At 48.7% G+C, this 26,782-nt stretch carries 22 protein-coding genes; 12 read left to right on the forward strand and 10 right to left on the reverse strand.

Annotation, left to right across the window (positions count from 1 at the left end; genetic code table 11):
* Window positions 1–391: 391 nt before the first annotated feature.
* Window positions 392–1,588: a DM13 domain-containing protein gene (locus tag CFK45_RS09330; RefSeq protein ID WP_096086188.1), complete on the reverse strand. Its 1,197-nt coding sequence runs from the start codon at window positions 1,586–1,588 to the stop codon at window positions 392–394.
* A gap of 331 nt (window positions 1,589–1,919) precedes the next feature.
* On the opposite strand from CFK45_RS09330, the gene CFK45_RS09335 reads away from it, so the two are divergent.
* Entirely contained in the window at window positions 1,920–3,053 is a 1,134-nt protein-coding gene (locus tag CFK45_RS09335) for an acetyltransferase domain-containing protein (RefSeq protein WP_096086353.1), read from the forward strand.
* 81 nt (window positions 3,054–3,134) lie between these two features.
* Window positions 3,135–3,602, forward strand: coding sequence for a potassium channel family protein (locus CFK45_RS09340; protein ID WP_096086189.1), 468 nt, complete (start codon window positions 3,135–3,137; stop codon window positions 3,600–3,602).
* 107 nt (window positions 3,603–3,709) lie between these two features.
* On the opposite strand, the gene CFK45_RS09345 is transcribed toward CFK45_RS09340, so the two are convergent.
* Window positions 3,710–4,912, reverse strand: a complete 1,203-nt coding sequence (locus tag CFK45_RS09345; RefSeq protein WP_143247540.1) for a glycoside hydrolase family 117 protein — start codon at window positions 4,910–4,912, stop codon at window positions 3,710–3,712.
* 356 nt (window positions 4,913–5,268) lie between these two features.
* Here CFK45_RS09345 and CFK45_RS09350 point away from each other — a divergent pair, with 356 nt between their 5' ends.
* The 4 genes from CFK45_RS09350 (at window position 5,269) to CFK45_RS09365 (ending at window position 10,355) form a co-directional block, all read left to right on the forward strand.
* Window positions 5,269–6,150, forward strand: a complete 882-nt coding sequence (locus tag CFK45_RS09350) for a TIGR01777 family oxidoreductase (protein WP_096086355.1) — start codon at window positions 5,269–5,271, stop codon at window positions 6,148–6,150.
* 260 nt (window positions 6,151–6,410) lie between these two features.
* Complete coding sequence (locus CFK45_RS09355; RefSeq protein WP_096086190.1) at window positions 6,411–8,291, forward strand: DUF3604 domain-containing protein; 1,881 nt, start codon at window positions 6,411–6,413, stop codon at window positions 8,289–8,291.
* A 76-nt stretch (window positions 8,292–8,367) separates the two neighbouring features.
* Complete coding sequence (locus tag CFK45_RS09360) at window positions 8,368–9,234, forward strand: peptidyl-prolyl cis-trans isomerase (protein ID WP_096086191.1); 867 nt, start codon at window positions 8,368–8,370, stop codon at window positions 9,232–9,234.
* Between the two features lie 128 nt (window positions 9,235–9,362).
* Complete coding sequence (locus tag CFK45_RS09365; RefSeq protein ID WP_096086192.1) at window positions 9,363–10,355, forward strand: HupE/UreJ family protein; 993 nt, start codon at window positions 9,363–9,365, stop codon at window positions 10,353–10,355.
* A 49-nt stretch (window positions 10,356–10,404) separates the two neighbouring features.
* Here the strand turns inward: CFK45_RS09365 and CFK45_RS09370 are convergent, their stop codons facing one another.
* A complete protein-coding gene (locus CFK45_RS09370; protein WP_204378443.1) occupies window positions 10,405–10,866 on the reverse strand; it encodes a hypothetical protein in 462 nt (153 codons plus the stop codon).
* Window positions 10,867–11,210: 344 nt separating this feature from the next.
* On the opposite strand from CFK45_RS09370, the gene CFK45_RS09375 reads away from it, so the two are divergent.
* Complete coding sequence (locus tag CFK45_RS09375) at window positions 11,211–11,780, forward strand: hypothetical protein (protein WP_096086194.1); 570 nt, start codon at window positions 11,211–11,213, stop codon at window positions 11,778–11,780.
* 216 nt (window positions 11,781–11,996) lie between these two features.
* On the opposite strand, the gene CFK45_RS09380 is transcribed toward CFK45_RS09375, so the two are convergent.
* From CFK45_RS09380 to CFK45_RS09400, 5 genes are all read right to left on the reverse strand, one after another.
* Window positions 11,997–12,521 (reverse strand): SseB family protein, encoded by a 525-nt coding sequence (locus tag CFK45_RS09380; protein WP_158224657.1) that lies wholly within the window; start codon window positions 12,519–12,521, stop codon window positions 11,997–11,999.
* 185 nt (window positions 12,522–12,706) lie between these two features.
* Window positions 12,707–13,021, reverse strand: a complete 315-nt coding sequence (locus tag CFK45_RS09385) for a hypothetical protein (RefSeq protein ID WP_096086196.1) — start codon at window positions 13,019–13,021, stop codon at window positions 12,707–12,709.
* A 12-nt stretch (window positions 13,022–13,033) separates the two neighbouring features.
* Window positions 13,034–13,192 carry an I78 family peptidase inhibitor gene (locus CFK45_RS09390; RefSeq protein ID WP_096086197.1) on the reverse strand — a complete coding sequence of 53 codons (159 nt, stop codon included), beginning with the start codon at window positions 13,190–13,192 and terminating at the stop codon, window positions 13,034–13,036.
* Between the two features lie 165 nt (window positions 13,193–13,357).
* Complete coding sequence (locus CFK45_RS09395) at window positions 13,358–13,945, reverse strand: hypothetical protein (protein WP_143247541.1); 588 nt, start codon at window positions 13,943–13,945, stop codon at window positions 13,358–13,360.
* Window positions 13,946–14,193: 248 nt separating this feature from the next.
* Entirely contained in the window at window positions 14,194–15,072 is an 879-nt protein-coding gene (locus CFK45_RS09400; RefSeq protein ID WP_096086199.1) for a DUF2971 domain-containing protein, read from the reverse strand.
* Between the two features lie 551 nt (window positions 15,073–15,623).
* On the opposite strand from CFK45_RS09400, the gene CFK45_RS18460 reads away from it, so the two are divergent.
* On the forward strand, window positions 15,624–17,597 hold the full coding sequence (locus CFK45_RS18460) for a carbohydrate-binding protein (RefSeq protein WP_096086200.1): 1,974 nt from the start codon (window positions 15,624–15,626) through the stop codon (window positions 17,595–17,597).
* Window positions 17,598–18,066: 469 nt separating this feature from the next.
* Here the strand turns inward: CFK45_RS18460 and CFK45_RS09410 are convergent, their stop codons facing one another.
* The gene (locus tag CFK45_RS09410; RefSeq protein ID WP_096086201.1) at window positions 18,067–20,103 is read right to left on the reverse strand and encodes an alpha/beta hydrolase family protein; all 2,037 of its coding nucleotides are present in this window, start codon (window positions 20,101–20,103) and stop codon (window positions 18,067–18,069) included.
* 369 nt (window positions 20,104–20,472) lie between these two features.
* Here CFK45_RS09410 and CFK45_RS09415 point away from each other — a divergent pair, with 369 nt between their 5' ends.
* Window positions 20,473–21,186: a hypothetical protein gene (locus CFK45_RS09415; RefSeq protein ID WP_096086202.1), complete on the forward strand. Its 714-nt coding sequence runs from the start codon at window positions 20,473–20,475 to the stop codon at window positions 21,184–21,186.
* Window positions 21,187–21,229: 43 nt separating this feature from the next.
* Here CFK45_RS09415 and CFK45_RS09420 read toward each other — a convergent pair whose 3' ends face one another.
* On the reverse strand, window positions 21,230–22,522 hold the full coding sequence (locus CFK45_RS09420) for a carbohydrate porin (protein ID WP_158224658.1): 1,293 nt from the start codon (window positions 22,520–22,522) through the stop codon (window positions 21,230–21,232).
* 396 nt (window positions 22,523–22,918) lie between these two features.
* Here CFK45_RS09420 and CFK45_RS09425 point away from each other — a divergent pair, with 396 nt between their 5' ends.
* From CFK45_RS09425 to CFK45_RS09435, 3 genes are read left to right on the forward strand one after another with little or no spacing between them, the layout of a single operon-like run.
* Window positions 22,919–24,658, forward strand: coding sequence for an amidohydrolase (locus tag CFK45_RS09425; protein ID WP_158224659.1), 1,740 nt, complete (start codon window positions 22,919–22,921; stop codon window positions 24,656–24,658).
* 35 nt (window positions 24,659–24,693) lie between these two features.
* The gene (locus CFK45_RS09430) at window positions 24,694–25,515 is read left to right on the forward strand and encodes a hypothetical protein (RefSeq protein WP_096086205.1); all 822 of its coding nucleotides are present in this window, start codon (window positions 24,694–24,696) and stop codon (window positions 25,513–25,515) included.
* Window positions 25,490–26,713: a porin gene (locus CFK45_RS09435; RefSeq protein ID WP_158224660.1), complete on the forward strand. Its 1,224-nt coding sequence runs from the start codon at window positions 25,490–25,492 to the stop codon at window positions 26,711–26,713. Before CFK45_RS09430 ends, CFK45_RS09435 begins: the two co-directional genes overlap by 26 nt.
* The last annotated feature ends 69 nt before the right edge of the window (window positions 26,714–26,782 follow it).

Consider the following 26,782-nt stretch of genomic DNA (forward strand, 5'->3'; position numbering starts at 1 on the left):
TGCAGGCGCAGTTTCATCCACAGTTTCTGTGGATAAGTTGTAGAACAAGTTGCCGGTAAGTGGCAAATACCGGCCCCAAGCTGCATGTTTACTGGCTTGAGAATTATTGCAGTTTTTTTAAGCACTTGCTGGCTGTGCATGGTGATAGCAATGCACAGCCAGTACCCGCGCCAATACCCACACCAATATCAACACCAGTACCCACGCCAATACTTGTGCCTTCCGCCAGTTCCAATGCTTACGCCAGCACCATTGATAAGAGCCATGCATATCTGTAGCTCTGCAGCGTTGTCAGCTAAGGCTTGCTGCTAGTTAGAGTGATAGAGATAGGGGATTAAAATAGTGTATTGCGCGGCCTCGCTTGCTGGAGGCCGCGCAATACAGCTTCTTGTTACATAAATGCACCGTCGCCAAAACTTACACGCACGGGTATACACCAGATGCTGATGTAGTCCATATCGTCGAGGGTTTTGTCTTCTGGCAGTTGCACACGGAAGCTGCTGTTGCTGTAGCCGCTGTTATTCACCAGGTTGTCGCCCATTGCAAAGCCGCCGCTAAAGTTGGCGCCCTGGCCGCCGTAGGCGCGCACGTCGATGCCGCCACCGTCGAAGTCAAAATTGCTAAATTCGATGGTGCAGTCATCGATAATCGTAGCCGTGCCGCTGACTCCGTGGGCGCGTTCGGTCAGGTTTGCGCTCTGGCCAACTTTGCTGTGTGTTGTTGCACACTGGCGCTGCTCGCCGGAACTGCCGCCATTATCGGGCAGGTTGTTAAAGTCGCTGGTAATTAAAAACTCGATGACATTGCTTAAGTTGGCATCGCTGATTCGGTCTTCAACCCAAAACGGCATGCGCCCGCCAATGCCATCGTTGTAAACATCGTGCTCGGTCGGCCCGCTCAAGCGCACCTTGCGCGCGATATAGTTGGCGGCGCCTTCGTACTGCAAACGCCCGGCGAGGCTCGGGCCTCTAACGGTGCCTTCGGCGTCTTCACCGTGGCACATTGCGCAGCTGACATTAAAAAATAGGCGGCCGTCGTCGGCGCTGCCATTCACAGCACTGTTGCTGGCAAATTCCAGCGGCGTGGCTTTGGCAAACTGCAGTAAGTCAGCCGGGCCGGAGCCTTGATCTTCATTTTCTAAAAAGTCGACCAGGGCAATATAGCGCTCGCTCTGTTCCGTCCACGGGGTATCGACGGCCATCCAGGTGTCGAGGCAGACATTAACAGCGTCGACCAGGTTGTCGAGTTCGCCGTTTTTAAACATGGCCCGGCGCGTGGCATCGCCGATGGCGTGGCCCGGGCGATAGAAACTGTCGCTGGCCGGTTCCGTCAAGGCGTGGCAGTTTGCGCAGGCAAAACTATTGCCGTCAGCTTGCGGCTCCATATATACATCAACACCGCTGATTTGAGCTGCAGGGCTGCTAGATGGCGACGGCGACGGGGCGGATGACGGAGAAACAACAGGCGAGGGCGAGCTGACAGGGTTGGCCTCGGCGTCACTTGAACCGCCGCCGCCCCCGCCGCACGCGCTAAGCAGCGCAGTGGATAGAGTCAAAACGATTAAGCGCTGCTTAGTAAGCGGCTGCATTAAAAAATGCTTTACGAAAGAACGACTGAAGCTGAACATAGGGCCTCCCCTTGGTTTTTTTATCTTGGTCGCAGCAAGTTTAGGATTCTTACAGCCGGGCCCGCGTTTGTTGAGTGCTCACAGATGAATGTTTTATGACAAGCTGCTGTATGATGCGTTTTACTTGAGCTTGCGTGATTTATTGCAATTTTAGCTAAGAGCTGCAAGGCGCTCTTTGCTAAAGAGCTGTGCAGCCGGAGGCTTGAAAGCAGGCACAAGACCGGCGCAAGAAAAATTAAGGCACAAGCAGTTAAGGCGCGAGCAGTTAAAGCACAAACAAAAAGGAACGTGTATGAGCACCAACACCAAGGCCCAGAGCAAACGCATTGCCGCAATCGACTGGATGCGCGGTTTTGTGATGATCTTAATGGTGCTGGACCATGTATCGATGGTCTACGATGTTGGCCATTTAAGCACGGATTCGGCCGCCTCGTATGAGCCCGGCACGGCACTGCCAGAGTTTGCGTTTTTTTCGCGTTGGATCACTCATCTGTGCGCGCCGACCTTTGTATTTCTGGCCGGCACGGCACTGGCTATTAGTGTTGAGCGCAAATTACAAAAAGGCGTGAGCCCGGCGCTGATCGACAAAGACATTCTTTTGCGCGGTTTATTTATTGCCGCACTGGATTTAACCCTGGTATCGCTGGTGGCCGGTAAGTGGACGGTGCAGGTGCTCTACGCCATCGGAGTGGCGATGATGTGCATGGCCTTTTTTCGCCGTCTGAGCACTCCGGCACTGATTGTTATTGCCCTGGGCTGGATGCTGGCCGGTGAAGCGCTGACGGCCTTGTTTTGGCCGCCGGGGCAGGGCGCCGAGTCGATTGGCGCGGCGCTGCTGTTTAGCAAATATTCCTCCGATAACCTGAGCATTAGCTACGCGCTGTTGCCGTGGCTGGCGGTGATGTTGCTCGGCTGGGTATTTGGCCGTTTTATTCTGGATTTTAATGCCGGTAAAACCAGGCTCAGTCCGGCGCAGCTGTTATATCTGCTTGGCTTTATTGCGCTGGCGGCGTTTGCGCTTGTGCGCTACGTCAACGGTTACGGCAATATGTTTTTACTGCGAGACGATATGAGCTGGCAGCACTGGTTGCACGTTAGCAAGTACCCGCCATCATTGAGCTTTATGTTATTAGAGCTCGGCCTGATGTCGATTATCCTGGCGATGATGATGAACCTTGAAAAAATAATCGGCGTGCGCCCCAACGGCGTGTTACTTGTCTTTGGCCAGACAGCGATGATGTATTATCTTGTGCACCGTTTATTGCTGGTTGGCAGCGGCAATTATTTGGGTTTAAAAGACTTTACCGACTTGGGTACAAGCTATTGGATTACCCTCGCTTTGTTGCTTTTACTCTACCCCTTTTGCCTGTGGTACCGCGGGTTTAAGGCGCGCCACAGCGATAACGCCTTGCTTAAATACCTGTAAAAGCTGGTGTGGCTCTGCATTAACGCAAGCAACTAAAAACAAGCAACTAAAAACAAGCAATTAAAATAAGAAGCAAAAAAGATGTTAATAAATTTACTTATAGGTGTACCGGTAATGGCGCTGTGCCTGGTGTTTCAGGTGCGCCTGCTGGTTTATGCTCTGCAGTATTACGGCCGTCAGCGCCAGGCCTTTTGCACGGTTCGGCGCAGCTCGCGGCTGTTGATTATCTCGTCGGTGATGCTGATTTTAGTGTTTGGCAATTTATTACAAGCCGCACTGTGGGCGCTGGTATTTATGTTATTGGGTGAATTTAGCAGCTTCTCTGAGGCTTTTTATCACTCCCTGGTTAACTTTGCCACGCTCGGTTACGGCGATTTTGTTATGTCGGATACCTGGAAATTACTCGGCCCGCTTGAAGCCTTAAACGGTATTTTAATGGTTGGTGTGTCGACTTCGGCACTTATGTGGATTTTGCAAAACGCCTTTACCGCACTTGCCGAGCACCAGGCTGCCAATCAACAGACAGTAAAACAACCGGCTGAAAAGTAACGGGCTGAAAAGTAACGGGTTAAAAGCAACACAAACCGCAGTTTTATAAATTCACGAAGCGGTATTCGCTCCGTGAATTTAGTACTAGGCCGTGTAAAGCGCGCTTGTTATTTGGCGCCGTCGTGGTGATCAAAACTAAAGCGGCCGATGTAGTTGCCCCACTGATACCAGGCTTTGCCTTCTATTGGCACATACTGATGGTACAGGCCCCAGCTTAGCGCCGCGCCCGGTGCACTTTCGCGCTCTAAGGATTCGACCAGGCCAATCGCGTGGGGGATCTTGGCATCGAGATACGCTTTAATTTCAAAGTTTATGCCGTCTGGCGACCACTGCATGGTTAAGCGCTCGGGGCCATCCTGGGTGGATATCATGGCCATGCCGCCCTGGTAGGGCCAAATCAACAGTTCGTGGCCACTTTGGGTAATGGGGTTGTATTCCGATTTCACATAGGGCCCTTCGGCTTTATCGGCAATGGCAACACCCCAGCGAATTTCGCGGCCGCCGGCTGTCAGGCGCTCACCCATGCGCTCACCTTTGTAATACAAATAAAACTTATCTTTGTAGAACATTAATGTGGGGTCGTGCACTTTGTGGCTGTCAAAATCACCTTGTTTAATTGCTTTGTAGTGGTCGTCTTCAGTGCCTTGCCATATGCCGTTATCCGCTGGCAGCAAAATTGGCTGCTCGAGCTTGCGCCAGGGGCCGCGCGCGTTATCGGCGATGGCCATCGCTACGGAGTTTTTAGTGCGCAACAGGTACGGCGCTTTGATGGCTTGATAAACAAGATAAAACTTGCCCTCGTGCTGCATCACCTCGGGGGTGAACACGGAGCGATCGTCAAAGGCGCCGGCCGGGCCGCGGCCAACGGCCAGGCCTTCTTCTTTCCAGGTCCAGCCATCTTTGGATGTGGCGTACCAGATTTCGGCTTTGTCCCACGGGAAGACCTTGTTTTCAACTTTGCCGGAATTAAAACCGTAGACCTTACCGGTTGAGCGTGTGTACCAGGTGTAATACAGGCCATCGACCAATAATACCCGCGACGGGTCGCGGCGCCAGATCTTGGCATCGTAGGCAAAGTCACCTTTGAGTGGGCCCATGCTAAAAAGGCCAAACCAGTCGGCATTGAGGTGGTAACCGCGCTCAAGCGCACGCATGGAAGAGGCGCTGAGTTTGCCGTCGCGACTGAGCGCGAGCTTGTCGAGATCCTCGTCACTGTAGCGGCTTAAATCGAACTTTTCTTCAGCGCAGACACTGACACTGCAAAACAGTAAAAACAGCGCGGCGCGCACAAGATACACTGCGTTGGGCATGGGGCTTTCCTTGCTAACCGTTAATGGTGAATAGCTGGTGGTTAATGGCTTGGCAGCCAAGCCGTGTTTATTGTTATCGTTTAAAGTTGCTATTAAATGTTAGCGGGCAGCATTTGGCAAATAGATCAACCAAATAGCCCGGGCCTGCGTACAACACAGTTCACTTAAGTGAACAATGTTGCGGGCCTGCGTATACTTTTGGTATCAACGGCCCTAGTACAACAATGCCCTAAGTGGCCTCAGCTTGGGTTTAGTTAGCTACCTACTATAGTGAGAGTCGAGTCAGCAAGAGCGCTGTTGCAGCGAGTACCGTGAATGAGGGTACTGTGAATGAGCATACAGATAACGAGCATAGCATGCGTATTTTAATCACCGGTGGCACGGGCCTGATCGCCCGGCACTTTATCGCGGCTTACCCCGACTACCACTACTGTATTTATACCCGCAATACAGCGCTGCGCTCGAGCGAAACGCTTGCTTATATTCATTCGCTCGATCAGCTTGCCAACCTGAACGACTTTGATGCGGTTATCAACTTAGCTGGCGAGCCGATTGCCGATAAGCGCTGGACTCAAAAACAAAAAAACAAACTCAGGCACAGCCGCCTGCACACAACAGAAAAAATTGTAGAACTGATGCAGCGCAGTGATAAAGCGCCGCTGGTTTTTTTAAGTGGCTCGGCCATTGGTTATTACGGCTCGGGCCTTAACAGCGCAGTCGATGAAAACTACGGCCAGATTCAGGCAGACTTTGCCCACGAGCTGTGCCGCGACTGGGAGGCGGCGGCTTTAAACGCGCAGGCCAGTTGCCGTGTTGTCTGCCTGCGCACCGCGGTTGTGCTCGCCGAAAACGGTGGCGCCTTAAAAAAGATGCTGTTGCCGTTTAAGCTTGGCCTGGGTGGCCCGATTGCATCGGGCAAGCAGTTTATGTCGTGGATTCACATTCACGATATGGTGCGAGCGATGCATTTTCTACTGTGCGAATCGACCCTCAGTGGGCCGGTGAATATGGCCGCGCCGCAGTCACTGCCCAACGCTGAATTTTGCAAAGCTTTGGCCAAGCGCTTAAAGCGCCCGGCATTGATGCCGATGCCCGCGGCGCTATTAAAAATACTGATGGGCGAGGCGAGCAGTTTGTTATTGGAGAGCCAACAGGTACTGCCAACCAAACTGCAAAAGGCGGGTTTTAACTTTAGTTATGCCGAGCTGGATAAAGCCCTGCAGGCGTTAAAACTTTAGCCTGTATCAGCGGGCCTGCAGCACCACTGTTGAAGGCATTGGTTAAAGGCATTGGCTAACGGTAATAGCTAAAGGCAGTAGTTAAAATAATAGTTAAAGGCAATAGCTAGAGTAGGGTGTTCATCCGGTGCGCTTGTTTTGGCGTATTGTTTGGCTCGGCTGCTTATATCAAAGACAGGTTGTATAGACATTTACATGCTTAGAACCGGGCTTTAGACTCGGGGCTATAATTTTGGCATCTTCTGATAAGGATTCACTCGATGCGTGCTTTTGCTTACTTTCCAATGCTTGTCGGTTTTATGCTGGCTGCCCCGTTGAGTTTTGCTGAAGAAAAAACCTTTTCGCCCTATGTCAGCAAACATGCCACCAACGTTTATTGGGGCGATTCCCACCTGCATACGGGGTTGTCTTTGGACGCGGGTTTGTTTGGCAATACCTTAGGCCCGGATGACGCTTACGCCCTGGCTCGCGGCAAACAAGTGGTTTCGTCACGCGGTTTGCCGGTAAAACTTTCGCGCCCGCTCGATTGGCTGATCGTGACCGATCACACCGACCTTATGGGCATCGCTACGGATATCCAAAGTGGTGCGCCAAACGTTGTGGCCGTGCCTAAAGGTAAAGAGTGGCACGAAGGTTTTAAAAAAGGTGGCAAAGCCGCCGGTGAAGCCGCTTTTGATCTTATTCAGAACTTCTCGCAAATGACCCTGCCAGAGCAGTTAGTAAAAGACTACAGCCCAGGCTCTGAAGTGTTTGAAGGTGTCTGGCACGAGATTGTCGATTCGGCTGAGCGCAATAACGAGCCGGGTTTGTTTACGGCTTTTATTGGTTTTGAATGGACGTCGGTGCCCAAGGGTTTTAATTTGCACCGCAACGTGATTCTTCGCGATGGTGCCGATATCGCCAAAAAAGTGCAGCCGCCAACAACGCAAGCACCCTCTGGCAGTACCGACCCAATGTCTTTGTGGCAGTGGTTGGCAAATTACGAAAAGCTCGGCGGCAAGGCCTTTGCGTTTGCGCATAATGGCAATTTATCCAACGGCTGGATGTTCCCAACCGAAAGCACCTATCACGGCGGTAAGGTCGATAAAAACTATGTTGAGCTTAGAGCAAAGTGGGAGCCGCACTACGAGATTACCCAGATAAAAGGCGATGGTGAAACCCACCCCTATCTTTCCCCCGAAGACGAGTTTGCCGATTACGAAAACTGGGATGTCGGCAACCTGGATATCAGTGAGCTTAAAAAGCCCGAGATGTTCAAAGGCGAATATGCGCGCGAAGCCTTAAAGCAGGGTTTGTTGTTAGAGGCCCAGCTTGGCACTAACCCTTACAAGTTTGGTGTCGGCGGCGCAACAGATAGCCACACCGCTTTGGCGACTGCCGCAGAAGATAACTTCTTTGGCAAGTCGACCTCTGTTGAGCCAGAAAAAGACCGTATTAGCCACTCGTTTATCGCCAACGATATGGGCCGCATTGAAGGTTATAAATTGGTTGCCTCGGGTTATACAGCTATCTGGGCACATGAAAATACACGCGAAGCGCTGTTTGATGCCATGCAGCGAAAAGAGAGTTACGCCACCACCGGGCCGCGTATGACGGTGCGCTTTTTTGGCGGCTGGGATTACAGCGACAAACACCTGAACAGTTCGCAAGCTGCAAAATTTGGTTATGAGCTGGGTGTGCCAATGGGCGGCGATTTAACAAAAGCCAAACGCGGCCAGGCGCCTAAGTTTATGGTGTTTGCCCAGCGCGACCCGATAGGGGCAAACTTAGACCGCATTCAAATTATTAAAGGTTGGCTGGATAAAAATGGCCAGCTGCATGAAAAAGTCTACGACGTTGCTGTATCGGATCAGCGTGAAATCAAAAATGGCAAGGCGCTTAGTGCCGTTGGCAATACGGTTGATGAAAAAACCGCAAGCTGGAGCAATAGCATTGGTGATGCAGAGCTTGCGGCACTGTGGAGCGACCCGGACTTTGATAAAAACGAAGCGGCGTTTTATTACGCGCGTGTTCTCGAAATCCCGACCCCGCGCTGGGTGCTGTATGACAAAGTTCGTTTAGGTGCAAAAATTCCGAAAGAAGCCGAGTTGCTTGGCCAGGAGCGCGCTTACACTTCCCCTATTTGGTACAGCCCGCGTTAATAAAAGCTGCGAGCCATTGCCATTGTCTATTACTTATAATGCAGGGCCTTAAGGCCCTGTATATCGTTAAATTTGTATGCTGCTTAAACTAATTAAAGACCCCTTAGTACACTTCTTATTTATTGCCGCCGTATTTTTTCTACTCTTTGGCCTTATTAACAATAACGAGACGCTGAATTCAGAGGCACTGAACTCAGAGATTCGGGCTTTTGAGGCAAAAAGCACAGAGCCGCGTATATATATAAGCGCCGAGCGCATCGAAGCGATTAAAGCCAACTATGTACAGCGCTGGCAGCGAGAGCCCCTGCCCGAAGAGCTGGATAAAGCCATTGCCCACTACGGCCTTAACCAAATGTATTTGCGCGAAGCGCGCAATATGGGGCTTGATATTGGCGATCAAATTATCGACAGGCGCCTGCTGCAAAAAATGAACTACATGCTCGACGATATGGCGGCCGTGCGCGAACCCGATGAACAACAGTTAAAACAGTTATACCAACAGCAACAAGATCAGTTGAAAACGCCCGCGCGCTTTAGTTTAACCCAGCGCTTTATTTCAACTGAGCGCAGCGATAAAGAGTTAGCAAAGCTGCTTACCAAGCAAAGCGCGCGTATAGCGCAGGGTTTGGCGCCCGAGGCAGAGCGCTCGACCTTGCCCGAGCAATTTATTTTGGCCACAGCCGCGCAGCTGGTTCAGCAGTTTGGCCCGGGGTTTAGTCAGCGTTTATCGGCCTTGCCTTTGCAAAGCTGGTCTTTGCCGCTGGATTCAGCTCTGGGTAAACATTTTGTTTTCATCACCGAATATCGCCCTGAAAGCCAGCTAAGTTTTGAACAGGCAAGGCCCGAGCTGGTTAAGATTTGGCGCAAACAAAACGAAATAGAGCTTAAGCAAAGTTTTGATCAAAAGCTGCTTACGCAATATACGCTTGTACTGGCTGAGTAAGGCTGAGCATGAAAAACACGCTTAGCATGCCAAGCACTCCAGTAGCTCTAGTAACCCCAGTAACACAAACCACACCCACCACTTCAAACAGGCTATGGCAAGCTGTGTTGGCGGCGATAATAGCGATAATGTTAGCTTTTGTATTTACGCCCAGCAGTTACGCCGATGACCTGCGCCCGGCGGCGCTGTTTATCGATGCCGATGGTGAAAATTTAAGCCTGCAATTAAAGCGGCCTTTTATTAAGTCTCAGCTAATGCCACTGACATTAACGCTTGATCACGGCGCCTTGCCTTTGCATGGGCCTAAGTTAGAGGGCGAATTAAGAGGAGTGTTAAGGGGCGAGCCAAGGCGAGAGTCGGGCGCGCTGATTGAAAGCTGGCAGCTACAAAGAAAAGCCGGCTTGGCAGGTTTACACCTACAACTAAGTGATATGAGCGACGCTAGTGCCGGCGTCATTGTACACGTAGCCAATAGCGACGGTATTTTGCTAAATACCGTGTTAAGCCCAGAAAAAAGCTCACTGCGCCTTGGCGATAATTTGCAAAGCTCGTGGTTAAAAACCGCCTTAGATTATCTGTGGCTCGGCATAGAGCACATTCTAATAGGCTGGGATCATCTGCTTTTTGTGTTGTGTTTGATGATGATTGCCACATCCATCAAAAAATTATTGTGGGCAATAACAGGTTTTACCCTTGCACACTCACTTACCTTAATTTTATCTAGCCTTGAGTGGGTGCAGCTACCGATTGCGCCGGTAGAAGCCGTTATTGCTTTGAGCATTGTATTTTTGGCAAGAGAGATTTTAGTAAATAATAAAAACAACCTGAGCTTGCGCTTCCCGGTATTGGTATCTTCGAGTTTTGGTTTATTGCACGGCTTTGGTTTTGCATCCGTATTAGCCGATATCGGCCTGCCATCTGGCGCAAAATTTACCGCCTTATTAAGCTTTAACTTAGGGGTAGAACTGGGCCAGCTAATTTTTGTTGCCGCGCTGTTGGCCTTATATGCACTGGTGAATAAATGCCTGCCTAAAGCGGCTGCACTCTGGCGCATGCCCACCGCCTATCTCTGTGGCGGTTTGGCGTGTTTCTGGACTTTGGAGAGGTTGGCTTCGTTTTAGGCTTAAGCAAGCAGCAAAAAACGTTAAGCTTAGAGCATTTAAATACAAACTAATCACCCGCTTCTACTTCCTTTCTCAGTGCTTCATGGCCCTTAAAAGCGTAGATCGCTGCGATAATGTAAATTGGGTACACCAAAAAAAAGATTTCAATCGACGGCGGCGACATGATCGAATACCAAACTTCATCCGCTAATGCTGCGATAACATAGATGCGCCAAAATAGAGTGGGGCCTAGTTTTATTCCAAATGCCAGCAAAATCGCGCAGAAATATAGTGGCAAAGTAGTTGAAAATGTTAATAGATCTGATAGCTGAGCGTGGCCCGTACGTACGGCGACAAGCGTGTCTATCCATCGAATTGTATACAGCGGAAGTTTCGGAATCAGATAAATAAGAACGGCTAGTAGGGCGATTATCCGTAGTTTTTTTGTGGTGCCTTTTTGACGCTCTTCTAGTTCAGATTTTGGTGGGGTATAAATCGAATCGGTCATAGTTAAACGTTCAGCTTGCACACACTATGGCTAGTATTACTTAGCAGTCCTGTTCGAATCCTGATGGATTTTGAGCTTGGTTATCAATTGTAGTCTTGAACTGTATCACTAATCTCATGCCATTAACTATTTACAATGGATTTATTGGCTTTTTGGTGATTGATAAGTGCTCACTAGAGTTCTCGGTGTATTTATAGATAAAGGACTATATCCGTGACAGAACAGACGGTAGATGTATACGAACTGCAGCCTCAGGAGCTAAAACGTCACCAGGCTTTTAAGGCAAACTAGATCAGAACAGCAATGCAGGGCAGCACTTGAATCCATTGCTACACGCCTACAGAACGGTGAGTTTGAGTACTAAGATGAAGATCTATACGGTAAACCCTGACCCAGATTACAAGCTAATGTTTCCAGAAGATAAGGTTTATGACTCTGAGCATTGGTGCTTTCAAGGTGATGAACTGGCAGGAAGGCTGCCTCTACATTTCAGCGCTTACTTTCAAGATGATGACAAGCTTGCAACACCCGATATAGCTTGGTTGGGAATGAATACTTTTGCCTTCAGAGATGATGTCGCTTCAGCGTTACAACACATTCTAGAAGAGTTTGGAGAGTTATTGCCGTTTAAGGTTGGCGAGCAACAATGGTACTGTTTTAACGTTCTAAACAAACTTGTAGATGCTCTAGATGTTAAGGAAAGCCAATATGAAGTTGATAACGGCGAAATGCGTTTTGGCTTAACTAAAGCGGTTTTCAAGGCTAATAAAATTCCGAACGCTTCGGTTGTATTTAAAATTGAAGAAGACAACTACACCAATATCTTTTGTACTGACCTTCGTGATAGCGATGAAAATATTATGAGCAACCTCTTTTGTGCTATTGCTGCTGGTGAGTATACGGGGGTGGTATTTGAAGAGGTGGTTGTAGTTTAAAAGTTATAAATTGTAGTAGCTCAGACTTACAATGGGTCAGCTTTGAAGCTCTACAAATCAGATATTATTTTAATTTACTCTGTAAATTATTCTGTGTAATTCTCAGCTTAAAGATAGTCTAGCAGGCGATCTACGGGCCCGATCACAAATCAATTCAAGGTCTTTTTTTGTTTTTTAATTATGGTGCAGGTCGGGTTGCCTGAGTATTTAAAAATTTTAAGGCTGCGGCTCTGCATGATGTGCTAAGTATTTCAGCATCGGCCGCTCAAGTGGCAGCGCATTGAATGCCGGGTTTATTACAATGCCGTCATAAGTCTCGCCTTGAAGCGCAAATGCCCACGCTTGTTTACTGGGAAGTACCCACCCAGATACCTTTTTATCCGTATAAGCGGCTAGGGCTTTCCAGTCTGTGAAAAGAACAAGGAAGTGTTTACCTTCACTGCGCGACGATAAAACGCCAAAGCTACTGCCTTTTTCGATTGTGCTCTCGTTGTTTTTTCCATCTGAGATTTCTAGTTCGTCAGGAAATATCGCTGCAAGAAAATCGGCCTGTTGCAACTGTAAAAGAAGTGCATCTTTTGCTTCGTCAGAACCGTCTCTGGCCACACGCTCCATCGCTGCAAGTAGGGATGGGTTTTCAATAGGCTTATCTAAACTGGGTTTTGAGTTGCTTTCGGTTTTGCTGCTGGCCGCTTTGAAGCGAAGTGCTGTGCTTAAGCGTGATTTTATTTTGTTTAGCATGGTTGTCGAATTTATTGTCATCTTAGTGGAAGAAAGGCAGTTGTTGGGTGTGTCTTGTGTTTTGGTATCGGCTTGTTTTTTCTGGTATGAACTTTTACATTCAATCGGAACTTGAGGTGCAGCTTGCCTGAATATCTAGAAATTTTGATAGTAGGCAAGCCGCCGCAAAATTCTCACCTTATGCTTTAACCAAATACAGATATGTTGACGGTGCAGCTTTCGCCTTGGTTTGATACAACTTGAACCTGTGTGTATTGGCTTACGTCAGGGCCTTTCTTTTCGAAAGAAAAGTGACGAGGAGTGCCTTTCATAGGGCCTGGGTTGGGCGTTATGGTTAACTTCAGTAACAATATACTTGGGTTAATACCAGGGGCATCCGCTTCTTCGATTGTGACTTCAGTTTCAGTGGTGTAAACCATAACTGAACCATGAACATACAAGCCATTGGGCTGTTCTTTCAAATTTACGTTTGCGTTTAAAGCTAAATTACATTCACTCATTGTAAAATCCTTTTATCCAATCCATATTTTTACGATTTTTCCCGATTCCGACAATTCGATATTGACGCGATCAGGTATAAAGTCTTCGGTTAGCCTGTCTCCTGTTGTATAAACTCTAGAGGGTTTGCCGATCAGGGTTGATATGGCTTTGTCGTTTACTTCATTGCTCATGCTACTTTCCTTAGTTGTGGTGGAATGCTAGCGCCGCGAACAGCAGCTGATAAAGATGAGGGATTCGGGTGATGGTTTGGTCGATTGTCAAAAAAACAAAGTTCTGGTGATAAGTAAATTGTTCCTGAAGTTAGTCGATGAGATGGCTGTGGCTTGAAGCCAATGCTAAATGATTGTTTTGGCAATTTCGTAGGCCTCATGTGAATCAAGTAGCTCATCTGCTATACGTTTTTCTCTATTCTCGGTTTTTACGCCGTCTGTTATATCTGCGGAGTAACCTTTGATGAAGGTAGGTGGTAGGTTCGGGGCTTTGCGTTCGAAGCTAAAGACACCAATGCCCTGAAAAGTCGAATAATCTATGTGTGAATCACATGTGTATGTATATGTGAGTATGCCGTCGGAAGCATTGATCGAAGTTGCGACTGATGTCCATTGGGCATATGTTGTGCCATCTGTATTGAATGCTTCGCCTCGAATAGTTAATGAAGAGATGGTTTGCTCAAAATACTCTACAGTGATCTTCTCTTCTCCTTGCGTGTTTACGAACTTTCCTGCCCAAGTGCCAGCCAAATAACTTGGCCCTAATAAATGCCTCTTTAACCATGGCCATTTTCGGGCGAAGCTATTTAATGTCTTTGCAAATAGCCCATATAAACCAAATGCAGATAAAAGGCTTGCTAGAGGCATGAGGTAGGTTTTAGTGCTTTCATGGCTAATAATAACTGGCATCAGCTTAGAGATAATAAAGTACATGAAAAACACTGTTAATGTTGTTATATATGAGTGAAATTTATGTTCTGGTATCATCGATAGTGTTGAATTAAGCGTTAATTAATTGTAATGATTTTTATCTTGGGTATTAATCGACCCTGTAAATGATTCTGTGTGACTGATTGGGTTTAAATTAATAGACCAGTCATGGTCTTGAACTGTATCACTAGTCTCTACGGTCAACTATCTCAAGCTCTGTCAAGTAAGCCGTTCCCGAAACTATCCAACTGTTAGTTTCCGTAGTTCCTAATAATCGAATCTAAGTTCGACCTTCCTATTTCTGCTCGCATGTTATAGCGATCTTTTAAGCTAAAGATTAGTTTACTAAACCATTCCGGTGCTTCAGGGCACACTCGAACATCGTCAATAAAACTATTCCCGACAAGTTTAATAGCTGTGCCAAATGGGCTGTTCGTTCGCTCTTTCATTGGGTCTTGGTTGCTAGGGTAAACAATAATGCGCGCTTCATTCTCATATTTATATGCCAAATGCTTGTGGAAAAATGTATTTAGGCGATGAGAAGTTTGAAAATAGTGATTTTCATAGTCTATATAATCAACCCTAACAACAGTAACTGCTATATCATCAGGAATATTTAATGCGTCTAGCATTTTCCCAAAAGTTGTAGTAATGCAAATGGATTGTTGACTTTTTCCGTATATTTTCCACATCGCCATATTGTCCCGTGAGCTTTCTGGAAGATGCCAGCAACTCACATCAAGCCAATTCTTTTGGGCTCGAAGAATATCTCTATAGGTTCGCTCTTTGTTTGTCCCAATGTTGCCAAAAACTGTCTTTATGTTTTGGTTTTTTTTATCCTTATCATGTTTTTCAGATCTTTTCTGGGCAGCTTCAATAACGTCTGGTGGGTTTAGGTTTTTGCCGAATGAAGAGACAAGAGAGTTGTTTACGAGGTTGCTCAGTTCTGAAGCTCCACCACTTGAGAAAAATTCATTAAGAGGAGTGCTTGCCCCCTCCAGCTTGTCTTCAAAATGATTCATGTTGCAGAAAAATAATTGCTGGTTCTCAAGAATATCCATGTACTTACTGAGGTCCATGTATCTCTGAATCTGTGTTTTTCGCGTCAAACCACCAACATACTCGATCATACTTATCTCAAGATGATAACCGTGAATAAATAGAAGTGTTTTTTCTTTAACTTCCCAACTCTACCTCCAGCACCTAAAAAAATCCATAAGCATCAGCAGCTTAGCGCTTTTTTTGATTTGCTTATGTATGCATAATTTATTTTTACGCTACCGATTTATCGGCTTGATAAAACCGAATATTTATTACTTAGCTTTGTATATTTAGGCCGGTATTAACGATTTGTGTTTTTCTACGCGATTTTTGTGTAGCCGGTGCAAGGTGATTTGCCTTTGCTTTATCGCCGCTTTGCTAAGCAGTTTTAAGGCCATTCTGGGCGCCGCGCTGTATACATTGAGCTGTAATTACGATTTGGTCACAGTGCGAAATGTTTGTTTCCAAGAGCTTAATTTTCATGGCGGGGTGAGGAAAAAGACGTCAGAAAGTTTGCTATATCAACACCTAGTGTTATCAGAATTGTGCATAATGCTTCGGTCGCAAATATAACGAGCAGTATTGCGATGCGCCCGCTAGTTTGGGGGCTTAAGAAGGACACAACCATTGAAGGTGAAGTATGAAACGAATTTTTTTGGGATCACTGGCAGCGTGGTCTGCGTTTGCCGTTGCTGCAGATTGGGATACATTTCACGAGGTGCCGGCTGACCCCGGTGAGGGTTATAGCTGGCAGCTGCACCCTATGTCGGATGACTTTAATTACGAAGCGCCGGCCGTGGGCAAGAGCGATCTGTTTTATCAGCGCTGGGATGAAGGTTTTATCAACGGTTGGTTGGGGCCCGGGCCAACGGAGTATTACGCGCCAAATTCCAGTGTAACCGGCGGCATGTTGCGCATTGAAGCGACACGCAAGCCCGGCACGACTGATCGTTACCACGCCGGTATTATTCACTCGCAGCAGAGTTTTCAATTTCCGGTTTATCTTGAAGCGCGTATCAAAGGCATGAATATGAATTTGACCAATGGCTTTTGGCTGTTGAGCGCAGATTCAACTCAGGAAATTGATATCGCCGAACTTTACGGCAGCGATGATCCAAACGAAGTTTGGTTTGATGAGCGTGTGCATATCAGCCACCACGTATTTATTCGCGAGCCGTTTCAGGATTATCAGCCGCTCGATTTTGGCAGCTGGCATGCCGATGAAGCCGGCACGCGTTGGCGCGAGGATTATCACACCTACGGTATTTACTGGCGCGACCCGTGGACCCTGGAATACTACATCGACGGCGAGCACGTGCGCACTGTGCACGGTGTCGATATTATCGACCCGGTTGGTTATACCGGTGGCCAGGGTTTGAATCAGCCTATGGAGCTGATGATTAATGTTGAATATCAGGAGTGGCGCGAAGAGCAGGGCACAGTGCCGCCAACCGATGAACAGCTGCAAGACCCCGAGCGCAACCGCTATCACGTTGATTGGTTCCGCGCCTACAAACCTGTTGATGCCAATGGTTTGGGGCCGTATTACGCGGTGACCACAGAGATGGGCGATTTTCTGCAAACCGGCAAAAACGGTGAAGCCATTGAAGGCGACAGTGTTGTTGGTTTTAACCCGGCTTACGGCAATATCAACTTTAATACCGTTGGCGATTACGCCGATTACCAAGTTGTGATTGAGCGCGACGGTTTTTATCGTTTTGATATCACCACCGCCACCACGGTAAGCGAAGGCACAGGCGCAGATATCAGCATCGACGGCCAGTTTGTTGGCAATGTTGAGGTTGCAGCGACCGATGGCTGGGAAAGTTATCAGGTATTCAGCATGGACGAGCTGATAGAGCTTAGCGCTGGTAGCTACACCGTGCGTGTTGAAAGTGCCGGCAGCGCTGCCTGGCAGTGGAACGGCAACGACTTTACGTTTGTTAGGGTTGACCCGAATGCAATACCGAGTCCGAGCCCATCACCAATTGTTAGTCCGTCACCTGAAGTGAGCCCATCACCAAGTGTTAGCCCATCGCCGAGTCCTTCTCCGGAAGTAAGCCCGTCGCCAAGCCCAAGCCCGTCACCGAGCCCAAGCCCATCGCCGAGCCCAAGCCCATCGCCGAGCCCAAGCCCGTCACCGAGCCCAAGCCCGTCACCGAGCCCAAGCCCGTCACCGAGCCCAAGCCCATCGCCAAGCCCGGCACCGGGTGCACCTGTGCTGGTTGAAGGTGAAGACTTTTTTGCAACCGGCGGTACGCAAGATGGTTTTACCACGCGTTCGTGGTGGGGCGGCACCATTACCTTTGCCGATCATATCCTTACCGGCGGTTGGGCCGACTACAGCGTAGATATTCCGGCGGATGGTCAATACAGCCTGAAATTTACCGCGTCGAGCAACGAGCAGAGCGATTCAAACGCCAAGGTTTATATTGATGGTGTGGCGGTTGCCGAAGTACCGATTTACGCAAACAACCTGAATGTGTTTGTCGACTTCCCAATTGTTTCCGGCTTGAACTTAAGCGCCGGCGAGCACACCGTGCGTATCGAAGCTACAGGCTCAAATTTAAAGTGGCACTTTTTCTTAGATAGCTTCACCTTTACCGCGCAATAAATAAAGCGGCTGTAATCGTTCCGCCGTGAACGTGATATAAGCAACCAAGACCCTCAGCTGCTGTGAGGCGCCAGGGAAGGAACTACGCCGCGTCTTGGCTGCTTGTATGCCGTTTACATTTGACTACTCGCTTCAGTTTTTTTCAATAAATAAAGCGGCTGCGATGTTTATAGAATGAACTTGATTTAAGCAACCAAGATCATCAGCAGCAGGGAGCTGCTGCCCCGGCTCCAGGGATGGATCCACGCCGCGTCTTGGTTATTTGTATTCAATTTATATTTGACTGCTCGCTTCAGTTTTTTCCAATAAATAAAGCGGCTGCGATGTTTATGGAATGAACTTGATATAAGCAACCAAGACCATCAGCAGCAGGGAGCTGCTGTTGAGGCTCCAGGGATGGATTTACGCCGCGTCTTGGTTGCTTGTATCAAGTTCATATGTGGCTGCTAGTTTCAGTTTTATCGGGCTATTAACTCGAATGCGCTTGGCCAATATGCTTTTCTAAAAACTGTTCAATTTCTTGTAGCAATACTTGGCGAGTCGAGCCTTTATCTAAGTAGTGGCTTTCTTCTTCAAACTCCAGATAGCGCAGCTCTTTATTATTTTTCTCAAGCGCAGTTGCAAAACTTCGGCTCTGCACAACCGGAACAACGGTATCGTGCTGGCCGTGAAATAATAAAACCGGCATGGCGACATCTGCCGCATAACTAAGTGGTGAAGCCTGCTTCAGCTCTTTATTGCTTTTACCGACCATGGCCGCGTAAATATTTTTTTGCATAGTGTTATTCATGCGTGTGCGGTTGGCGACTAAATCCGATAGGCCGGCATAACTGACGGCGCAACTAAAGTGCTCTTTTTGTTGTGATGCGGCAAGCATCGCAGCATAGCCGCCATAACTTGCGCCCACAATGCAAATACGTTTTGGGTCTACTTGATAGCTTTCAGTCAGCCATGCTGCGGCGTCCGCCAGGTCGCTTTGCATGCTGCCGCCCCAGTTTTTAATCGCCTGCTGGCTAAAGTCAAAACCGTAACCGGTGGAGCCGCGAAAATTCGGTTGAATAACGGTATAACCCCGGCTGGCGAGAAACTCCGCCCACCAATCAAAGCCGCCCCAGGTTCTTGCCATCGGCCCGCCGTGGGGGAAGACAATAGCCGGCCCACCTTTTTTAACGCCGCCGTGGGGCAGGCTGATATAGGCTTCAATCTCAAGCCCGTCGCGGGCCCGATACTGCACTTTGCTTTTACCACTTAGTTTGCTGTCATCTAATAAGGGGTATTGTGAACCGAGCTGCTCAACCTTGCCGGCTTTTCTGTCAACCAGGTAAAAGTGTTTGGGCATGCCCGATTTTTGCGAGCTAACAATGAGGCGTGTTTCATCGTCGCTGAAACTTTCCATCACGTTAAAACGCTCGGGCAGGGCTTTGTCTATCATCGCTTGCAGGCGGTTGTAGTTTTCATCCCAGTAGGTCCAGCCGTTGCCGTCGCCGTGATGGGTGCCAATAGCATCGTTGCTAAGCGGGGAATAAATTAAAGCACCGGCAACGTCGTTATCTTCTGCGGCAAAAACAAGCTCACCTTGTTTGTTTTCAGCGCGAATATCGATTTTGAAAATCGCGGCATAGCCGTTGTGATCGGCCTTGTAATACAGCACATTTGGGTCGGCAGCAAAACCGAGCGGTGTAATCGGGGGCTGCTCAAACTGTTTGTAGCTCCACAGGGTGAACCAATCATTGTTTTCAAGGTTCAGCACCTGAATCGAAATTTCCCGGTCGCGCTCGCCTTTGTGTGCAGACTGTGCGATGCCGAGCCTAACCCGGCCCTGCCTGTCGGCCATCCAACGCCGCACATTGCTCATCGTGCGCTGGGCTTTTTTCTTGGCGCGCTTTTTATTTAGGTTAATTTCATACACAGCGGGCAAGCCCGGTGTTTTTAAATCCAGCTGCATCAGAATATGGTTGGGTTTTTCCGGCAGGGTAGAGACGATGCGATCGCGAAGCTGGGGGCGAAAGTCTTTTTTACCCGGTACAAATACCGGGCGAAAATCTTCGTTGTTGTTGATACTTACACGAATAAGTTCGGTCTCGCTAACTTCGGCCCTGGCCCAGCCCATGCGCTCACTGGGGTAGGCAATGCTTACCAGCATCACTTCATTATTGGCCCAGTGATAGCTGCGCATTTTAAACTTGCGGTTGTCGCTAACTAAGACATCCTTGGTCTCGCCGCTTTCTAAGTTGGTTGTACGCAAATACGTGGTATCGCCAACATACTGGTAAAACGCAAGTTGTTTGCCATTGGGTGAAAGGCTTAACGATGTGATTGAAGGGCGCTCGGAAAATGCCCGGATTGGTATGTCGCTATCTGCCTGGCTAAGCGCCAGCGACGACAACAGCGCAGTAACAGCGGCTAAAAAGGTGGCTAAAAAGGTGCTAAAGAAGGTTTTTGTAAATGTGGCAAAAAAGGCAGATAAAATACGGGGTACTGCTAGGGGAAATACAAGGGTTTTCAATACTTACTCCTGACTATTATTTTTATTTCCGGTGCGACTATTTATTTTCGCGCGACTTTAACATGGGCCAGCACGCCGGGATAATTATCGGCGAACATTTGGCTAAATGTGCTTTTAGTGCATACCTTGCGCTGGGCTTTGCCTGGTTTTTGATCGATGGCTCGGTTTAGCGGCCGCTTAATTCGTGTTAACAGGCCCTAGGGCGGCAGCCAAGCCTGGCTCTGCAACTGGTATCTGCGCCTGGAATTCTCGCCTTGAATTTGCGCGAGCATTGAGCTGGCTCACTATTGAGTGCATCCGGCTTGTAGTACAATTTCAACTTTGTGCCTGTAAGCTAGCGCCGCGTTTATTAGTGATCGGAGTTTGAGCATGTTGTTATTTGCCCGTTTACCTGTTGTATTGTCAGCCTTGCTGTTATTGCCGGCTTGCACAACAACTCGCGTGGATGAGTTGACGGATGACGAGGGCGGTTTGTTAGCCGGTAAGACGGTTACTTATTCGCAATATAATGAGCTGCCCGACTTCCCAATTAAAACGGCGGCGAATCTGCGCTCGGGCATGCTTGATATTGCCGGTGCCATTACCAGTGGCAACAAGATGATCAAGCGCGCAGAGGTTGGCGACCCGGCCTTTGATATCGCCCAGCTGCTTGGCCAACAGCTTGAAACACGCTACGGCGCAAGCATTGAGCAAGGCAGTGGCAAAAAAATAAGCTCAAAAAAATTGGATCATGTTGTTAAGGCGTATGACGACTACGACTTTGTGTTGGATGTACGCACTTTAAGCTGGTCTGCAGCGTATTTGCCGTCTAACTGGAAGCACTATTCAGTTCAGTATTCGGCCTTGGCGCGTTTGATTAATGTCGATAAAAAAACGGTGGTTGCCGAAGAGGTATGTGCGTTTAACACCAGTTTAAATGACCCCCAGGCAGCGCCGACTTATAAAGAACTGGAAGCCGGCCCGCGCCTGGCGCAGGAACTGGATGCAGCGGTGCAGTACTGCGTTAAACATATCAGTGAGATGGCCAGGTTCCATGTGCAGCAGATTAAGGCGGATATGGCCACAGATAAGCGCGGGCACTAAGGCGCGGCTTTAACTTAAGCAGGCCCTAGCTTATCACCAGAGCTTACCACCAGGCTTCAAACTGCGCGCCGATGGTTGTTGCTTCAGATTCGCCCATTTTAATCTGCTCGCCATCGTTGCTGTGTTGGTAAACCAGTGTTTCGACATCCATATTGGCGTAGGTGATAAAAAATCGAATCACGGGTCTGTCCCAGTAGCCGCTGCCAGCGTGCAGGTTTTGGCTGACGGTAAGCTTATAGCCGCTGTTGGTACCGTCTTGTGCCGGGTCGGTTGCGGTGAAACGAACTTGTTCGTAACCGGTTTCAATTTCCGTTGAGGTGCGCTGATTCCAGGCAAGGCTATTGCGAAGCACCAGAGAATTCCAGTGCGCATCTACCTGCTCGGTGTAATTTCGCTTGCGCGCGGCTTCGTCAAAGTGTGCATTTTCGTGTGACCAAATATAGGCGATGCGGTAGTCTTCGGTGATGTGTTTAAGGCCCTGGTAAAAAGCGCCAATCTGATAGCTCGGTGTTTGTTGCCAGGTACGCGTTATAGACATCGAGGTATTGTGGCTATAGCGCAAGAAAAATTCATCGTTGTTAAAGTAGTCGCCGCGATGCAGCTTAAAGGCCAGCTGATAGGCATTGGGGTTTAGTTCTCTGGCGTTGCTGTTGTCATCACTGACCGCCGGGCCCATAAACGTGCCGAAGTTGGCAAACACATCCAGCTCTATCTGCTTCGGTAAAACAATTTTTCGCAGTGAACTGGAAACGGCCACCATGTCGCCACTTTCTAAGTTGGTCTCGTTGTAAAGGTTGCGGGTAACGCCGATGCTAAACAGCCCGGCACCGACATCAAGGTCGTCCATGCCAAAACCTAAACCGTCACTCGAGAGCGCCTGCATATCGTTTAGCACGGTTTCAACACGCGCATAGTAACGTTTGCCGGCCCAAAAGCGCGCATTGCTGTGCTGGGTAAAAACACCGTCGGCCTGGGTGTAGAGCTCATCAAGCGCCAGTTCATCGCCGTAGACAATATTGGCGTTTAGACCCCAGGCCATATCGTGGTCGTGGGTGAAACCCTGGTTAAAATGCAGCTCGAGCCAGTTGGCCTCATTGCCCATGCGCCCGCCCGAGCTATCGGAATAGCGATTGCCGGCGAGGCGGAAGATATTCATACCGTTTGCAGCCCAATCGTAGGCTTCGGCATTAAGGATCGGGTCGTTGCTAATACCTAAGCCACCTTTGGCGTAGCCGTGGAACTCAAAACCCGGTTCGATCACCGAGCTGGCGTGGCTGAATGAACAAAGTAAGCCCAGCGTCAGGCTGTTGAATACAAAGCTGGTTTTTTTAGGCATCGGCAAGTTCATATTAGTTACGGCTGACGAACGCTTGCTTCTACAAAAGAGAAAGAGGTCGTACAAGGGCTTATACAAAAGCAAAAATTCTAACATAAGCCAAGCGAGCATAGGCTTGGGCTGGCGCTCATAGCGGCGCTTTTTCCCAAAATATTGATTTAGCACCATGATGCACAAAGCGGCTTTCGCAAAACAGTCATGTTTACCGGCGCCGCCTATGTTAACTTTCTGGTTTGCATCGCTAACTTGCACCGTTTTACTTGCACGGCTTTACTTGCAAGTCGCAAGCAAACTGCAACATAGATAAACAATGTGGCATTTATATTATTATCGAGTATGAGCGGGCTTATATTGACGCTGTGCCAGCATTTTGATCACTTAATGAAGGAGCCTAAGGTGAAGCTTATCTCACGTGAGTATGTCAGTTTTTTGTTTTTAATGTTTCTAGCTGTTGCACTTAGCTATAGCAGCCCGGCCAGTGCGGTTGATAGTGTGTATGTTAACGGCCAGGTCTATACCGTTGATGCCACCAAGCCCTGGGTCAGTGCCTTTGCTGTGGATAAGGGCAAGTTTGTTGCGCTGGGCAGCGATTCGGAAATTAAAAAGCTGGCGAAAAAACACACGCAGCTGATTGATCTTGACGGCCAGTTTGTTATGCCCGGCTTGATCGATAGCCATACCCACCCCGTGCGGGTGATTATGTTTGAAGATATCTTGTTTCGTAACGATAACTTCACCCACCGCACGCCGGATGAATTTGGCGAGATCTTAAAAACTTATGCACAAAAGAACCCGGATAAAGAGTGGATCTACGGAGCGGCTTTTTCGTGGAGCTATTTTCTAAATAGCGGCGTAGAGATGGATCGCCACTTTATCGATAAATATGTTGCCGACAGGCCGGTTGTTATCGAGGACGACGGTGGCCATGTTGTGGTCGCTAACACTAAAGCTTTGCAGCTTGCGGGCATCAACAAGGATACTAAAGACCCGGTCGGTGGCAGCATCGCCCGAGATAAAAACGGCGAGCCCACCGGTAGGCTAAATGCGTCGCCGGCGATTAAGCTGGTGCTTAAATATCATCCTCGTTTTGACTTGGCCGACGTCTATTACGCAGCAAAAAAATCGACAGCCATTATCAGCTCGTTTGGTTTTACTGGTATAAAAATTCTCGAGGGTGACGAGGTACAGATGCAGGCTTTTCACAAGCTCGATAACGAAGGGCTGCTGAAGATGGACGTGCGCATGTACCCGTATCAGGAGGACTTCTATTTTGGTTATCGCAACGATGATGTGATCTTAAAGCGCGATCAGTACCGCAGTGAGCACTTTGCGGTGACGGGGGTAAAGCTGTTTATTGACTCAACGCCCTTTGGCCGTGCGATTGCGGTAAAAGAGCCCTTTAAGGGCGACGGCAAGGATTTTGGTAAGACCTTTACTACCTATGAGCAGTATCGCGACGATATGCTGCGCTGGAACGGCCTGGGTTTGTCGGTGGCGACCCACACCATGGGTGATCGCGGTTTTGAACTTGAGGTCAACGCGATGGAGGAGTCGGCCCAAAAAAATGGCCTGGAAAAAGTGCGTGCGCTTCGCAACCACGTTGCTCATGCGATGATGATAGATCCGGCCGATTTGCCTCGCTTAAGGCATGTCGGCGGTTTTGTTGAGTTTTCACCGAATGTGTTTTTGGGTTTGCAGCTTGCCGACGCGGTAAAAGACGATATGGAGTTTGATCAGGTGCGGCGGTTTTGGCCAATTGCCGATGCGGTAAATGCCGGTGTCGGCTACACTATCGCCAGCGACTGGATTCAGGCACCGATGAACCCGTTTTTACATATCGAACAGGCGATGACCAGAAGCCCGGCTGGGGCGACATCCATACAAGATAAATTTGCCTATAGCCAAACGATTTCCCTGCCCAAGGCCATAGAGGGCTACACCATCAATGCCGCGAGACTTATGCATATGGAAGATAAAGTCGGATCTATCGCTAAAGGCAAACACGCCAATTTTATTGTGCTAAATAACAACCCCTTTGATATACAGGTCAATCAAATCCACACCCTGTTTGCCAAACAGGTGGTGTTTGAGGGTGAGCTTGTGCACAGCAATGAAAAACAAGTAAGCAGGGATTAATACTGCTGCAGCTTTTGCAACAATTTGGAGAAAATATGATGTTTATTTTATCAGCGAATACTTGCTTTCGTACGATGTTATTACTGGCCGCTGGTGTTTGCGCGACGGTCAGTCACGGCGACAGTGCTGATGGCGGCATTGATGCCTCGGACCCAACTAAAATATACAGCTATGCCGGTGCCGGTTATAAATTCACCGACTTTACCAATGGTGAAAGCCTAAGTGAGTTTAGAATCTCCGGCAATTTAGGTTTTAGTGCTACGGATATGGTGCTGTTTGAGCTTGGCTACGGCAGCAGTGGCCAGGTCGATGCCGGCGACGACAGCGGTTTTACTAACGCGCGTGCGCGCTGGTTTCATATATTTAATATGGATTACAGTGTTGCATCGGGTTATCGCGGTGTTGCGAGCCAGGTAGATATGCAGCTGGCCGGTGATATTGTTGGTACCGATGGCGCCAACAACCTTGCCTTAGGCGCGGTGCCGGCCTTTGGTTTATCACCGCAGTGGAGCTTTTTTCTGCCGCTAAGTGCGGTAATCAATTGGGATAAAGATTTTGACAAGCGCCGCGGCAGTGGTGTGGCGATCTCGCCGCTATTGGTTTATGTGCCGAATTGGTGGGCCGGCAGTTATGTGCAAATTTGGCCAACCTATACACGTTTTGTTGAAGGTGATATTGGCGGTGAAGGCGGCGCGAATCTCGATTTAACCATCGGGGGTGCTATAACCGATACCGTATTGTGGAGCATTACGGGCCAGAAAAACTTTGATCAGGATTTTAATGAATTAAAGCAGGGTGTTGAAACAGGTTACGGTAACGACTGGAATGTATTTGCAAGTATCAGCGCGTATTTTTAAGGCTGTGCTGTCGGCGGCTAAACAACATACTATCTGCGCTTTTATTTGTGTTGTGTTTGCAACAGCCGCTGCACCTGTTGCTGCACAGCAGCAGTCCGCTGCCGATAGGCGCGAACTTGCGGCAAACGAAGACCCGCTGCTAGAGAAAATTGAACAGAAAAACAGCGGGGCTTTGCACAGCAGTGTCGATGCTTACGGGGTGCTGTATTTGCGTTATCGGCGCGGCAACAACGAATTGAGCGCGGTTGAAGACAATGGCTCGCGCGCCGGTGTGGATGCGTATTATGAATATCAAAAGCAGCACTGGTTGTTTGCTCGTTACGAACTCGGTTTTAATGTTTTTGATGAATTAAATGTCGCGCGCTACGAGCAGGCTGAGCAGGCGCGTTTTTTAAACGGTGACTCGTTGTTTACGCGCCTGGCCTATGTCGGCATTCAGACCGAAGCGCTGACCTTTGCTTTTGGTAAAAATTGGTCGAGTTATTATCAAGTTGCAAGTTTTACCGACCGTTTTGACTCGCTCGGCGGCGAAGCGCACGGGGTTTACAATGCAGGCTCGGATGGCGGCTCGGCGGGCACCGGGCGCGCAGATAATGCGCTGCAGTCGCGGCTTAGCTGGCAACGTATAGCCGGGCTTAAATCGTTAAATGTGAATGTTCAGTTGCAAAATAACAGGCCGGTAAGTGGGCTCGAATCTGAACGCTACGGCCTCGGTTCTGGCCTTAGTCTGATTGCCGAGCTAGCTAATCGCCTGAGTTTGGGCCTGGCCTATAATAAGGCCGCGCTGCAGCCGGGCGGCGAGGCGCGTGCCGCTGGTATAACCGGCGATACTGAGGTGCTGCTTGTCGGCGCGCAGTGGTATAACTCACACTGGTTTGTCGGCGCGACCTATTCGCACAGTGACAATCTAAATACTGACGAAACGGGGCGCTATTTTAACGGCCGTGGTTCAGAGCTTTATATGCAGTATCAGTGTTTGCCCAATACCTGGCTGTTGGCTGGCTTTAATAAAATTCGGCCCGACTCTAAGGCCGATGTTGCTTCTTACCAGCTTGATTATTCTGTATTGGGGCTGCGTTACAGTTTCTCGGATTTTGATCGCATGATCTATGTTGAAAGCCGCCTGGACGATAGTTTTAGCAGCGACGGGCAGCAAATTGGCAATCAGTATATTATCGGGCTGCGCTGGAGGCTTTAATTTTTTCTGTAACCAGTGCGTTCGCAAGAGCATGTTCTTAAGTGCATGCAGAGAAAACTAAGCGCTTAA

Origin of the sequence: Agaribacterium haliotis (assembly GCF_002312815.1) — a bacterium.
Classification (GTDB): Bacteria; Pseudomonadota; Gammaproteobacteria; order Pseudomonadales; family Cellvibrionaceae; genus Agaribacterium; species Agaribacterium haliotis.

Excerpts from the sequence above, each read along its gene's own strand:
- CFK45_RS18460 (WP_096086200.1), top strand. The coding sequence starts at position 15,624 with ATGAAACGAATTTTTTTGGGATCACTGGCAGCGTGGTCTGCGTTTGCC.
- CFK45_RS09345 (WP_143247540.1), bottom strand. The coding sequence starts at position 4,912 with ATGCCCAACGCAGTGTATCTTGTGCGCGCCGCGCTGTTTTTACTGTTT.
- CFK45_RS09340 (WP_096086189.1), top strand. The coding sequence starts at position 3,135 with ATGTTAATAAATTTACTTATAGGTGTACCGGTAATGGCGCTGTGCCTG.
- CFK45_RS09355 (WP_096086190.1), top strand. The coding sequence starts at position 6,411 with ATGCGTGCTTTTGCTTACTTTCCAATGCTTGTCGGTTTTATGCTGGCT.
- CFK45_RS09380 (WP_158224657.1), bottom strand. The coding sequence starts at position 12,521 with ATGCTAAACAAAATAAAATCACGCTTAAGCACAGCACTTCGCTTCAAA.
- CFK45_RS09395 (WP_143247541.1), bottom strand. The coding sequence starts at position 13,945 with ATGTACTTTATTATCTCTAAGCTGATGCCAGTTATTATTAGCCATGAA.
- CFK45_RS09430 (WP_096086205.1), top strand. The coding sequence starts at position 24,694 with ATGATGTTTATTTTATCAGCGAATACTTGCTTTCGTACGATGTTATTA.
- CFK45_RS09420 (WP_158224658.1), bottom strand. The coding sequence starts at position 22,522 with ATGCCTAAAAAAACCAGCTTTGTATTCAACAGCCTGACGCTGGGCTTA.
- CFK45_RS09415 (WP_096086202.1), top strand. The coding sequence starts at position 20,473 with ATGTTGTTATTTGCCCGTTTACCTGTTGTATTGTCAGCCTTGCTGTTA.
- CFK45_RS09350 (WP_096086355.1), top strand. The coding sequence starts at position 5,269 with ATGCGTATTTTAATCACCGGTGGCACGGGCCTGATCGCCCGGCACTTT.
- CFK45_RS09400 (WP_096086199.1), bottom strand. The coding sequence starts at position 15,072 with ATGATCGAGTATGTTGGTGGTTTGACGCGAAAAACACAGATTCAGAGA.
- CFK45_RS09330 (WP_096086188.1), bottom strand. The coding sequence starts at position 1,588 with ATGCAGCCGCTTACTAAGCAGCGCTTAATCGTTTTGACTCTATCCACT.
- CFK45_RS09335 (WP_096086353.1), top strand. The coding sequence starts at position 1,920 with ATGAGCACCAACACCAAGGCCCAGAGCAAACGCATTGCCGCAATCGAC.
- CFK45_RS09360 (WP_096086191.1), top strand. The coding sequence starts at position 8,368 with ATGCTGCTTAAACTAATTAAAGACCCCTTAGTACACTTCTTATTTATT.
- CFK45_RS09390 (WP_096086197.1), bottom strand. The coding sequence starts at position 13,192 with ATGAGCAATGAAGTAAACGACAAAGCCATATCAACCCTGATCGGCAAA.
- CFK45_RS09365 (WP_096086192.1), top strand. The coding sequence starts at position 9,363 with ATGTTAGCTTTTGTATTTACGCCCAGCAGTTACGCCGATGACCTGCGC.
- CFK45_RS09385 (WP_096086196.1), bottom strand. The coding sequence starts at position 13,021 with ATGAGTGAATGTAATTTAGCTTTAAACGCAAACGTAAATTTGAAAGAA.
- CFK45_RS09375 (WP_096086194.1), top strand. The coding sequence starts at position 11,211 with ATGAAGATCTATACGGTAAACCCTGACCCAGATTACAAGCTAATGTTT.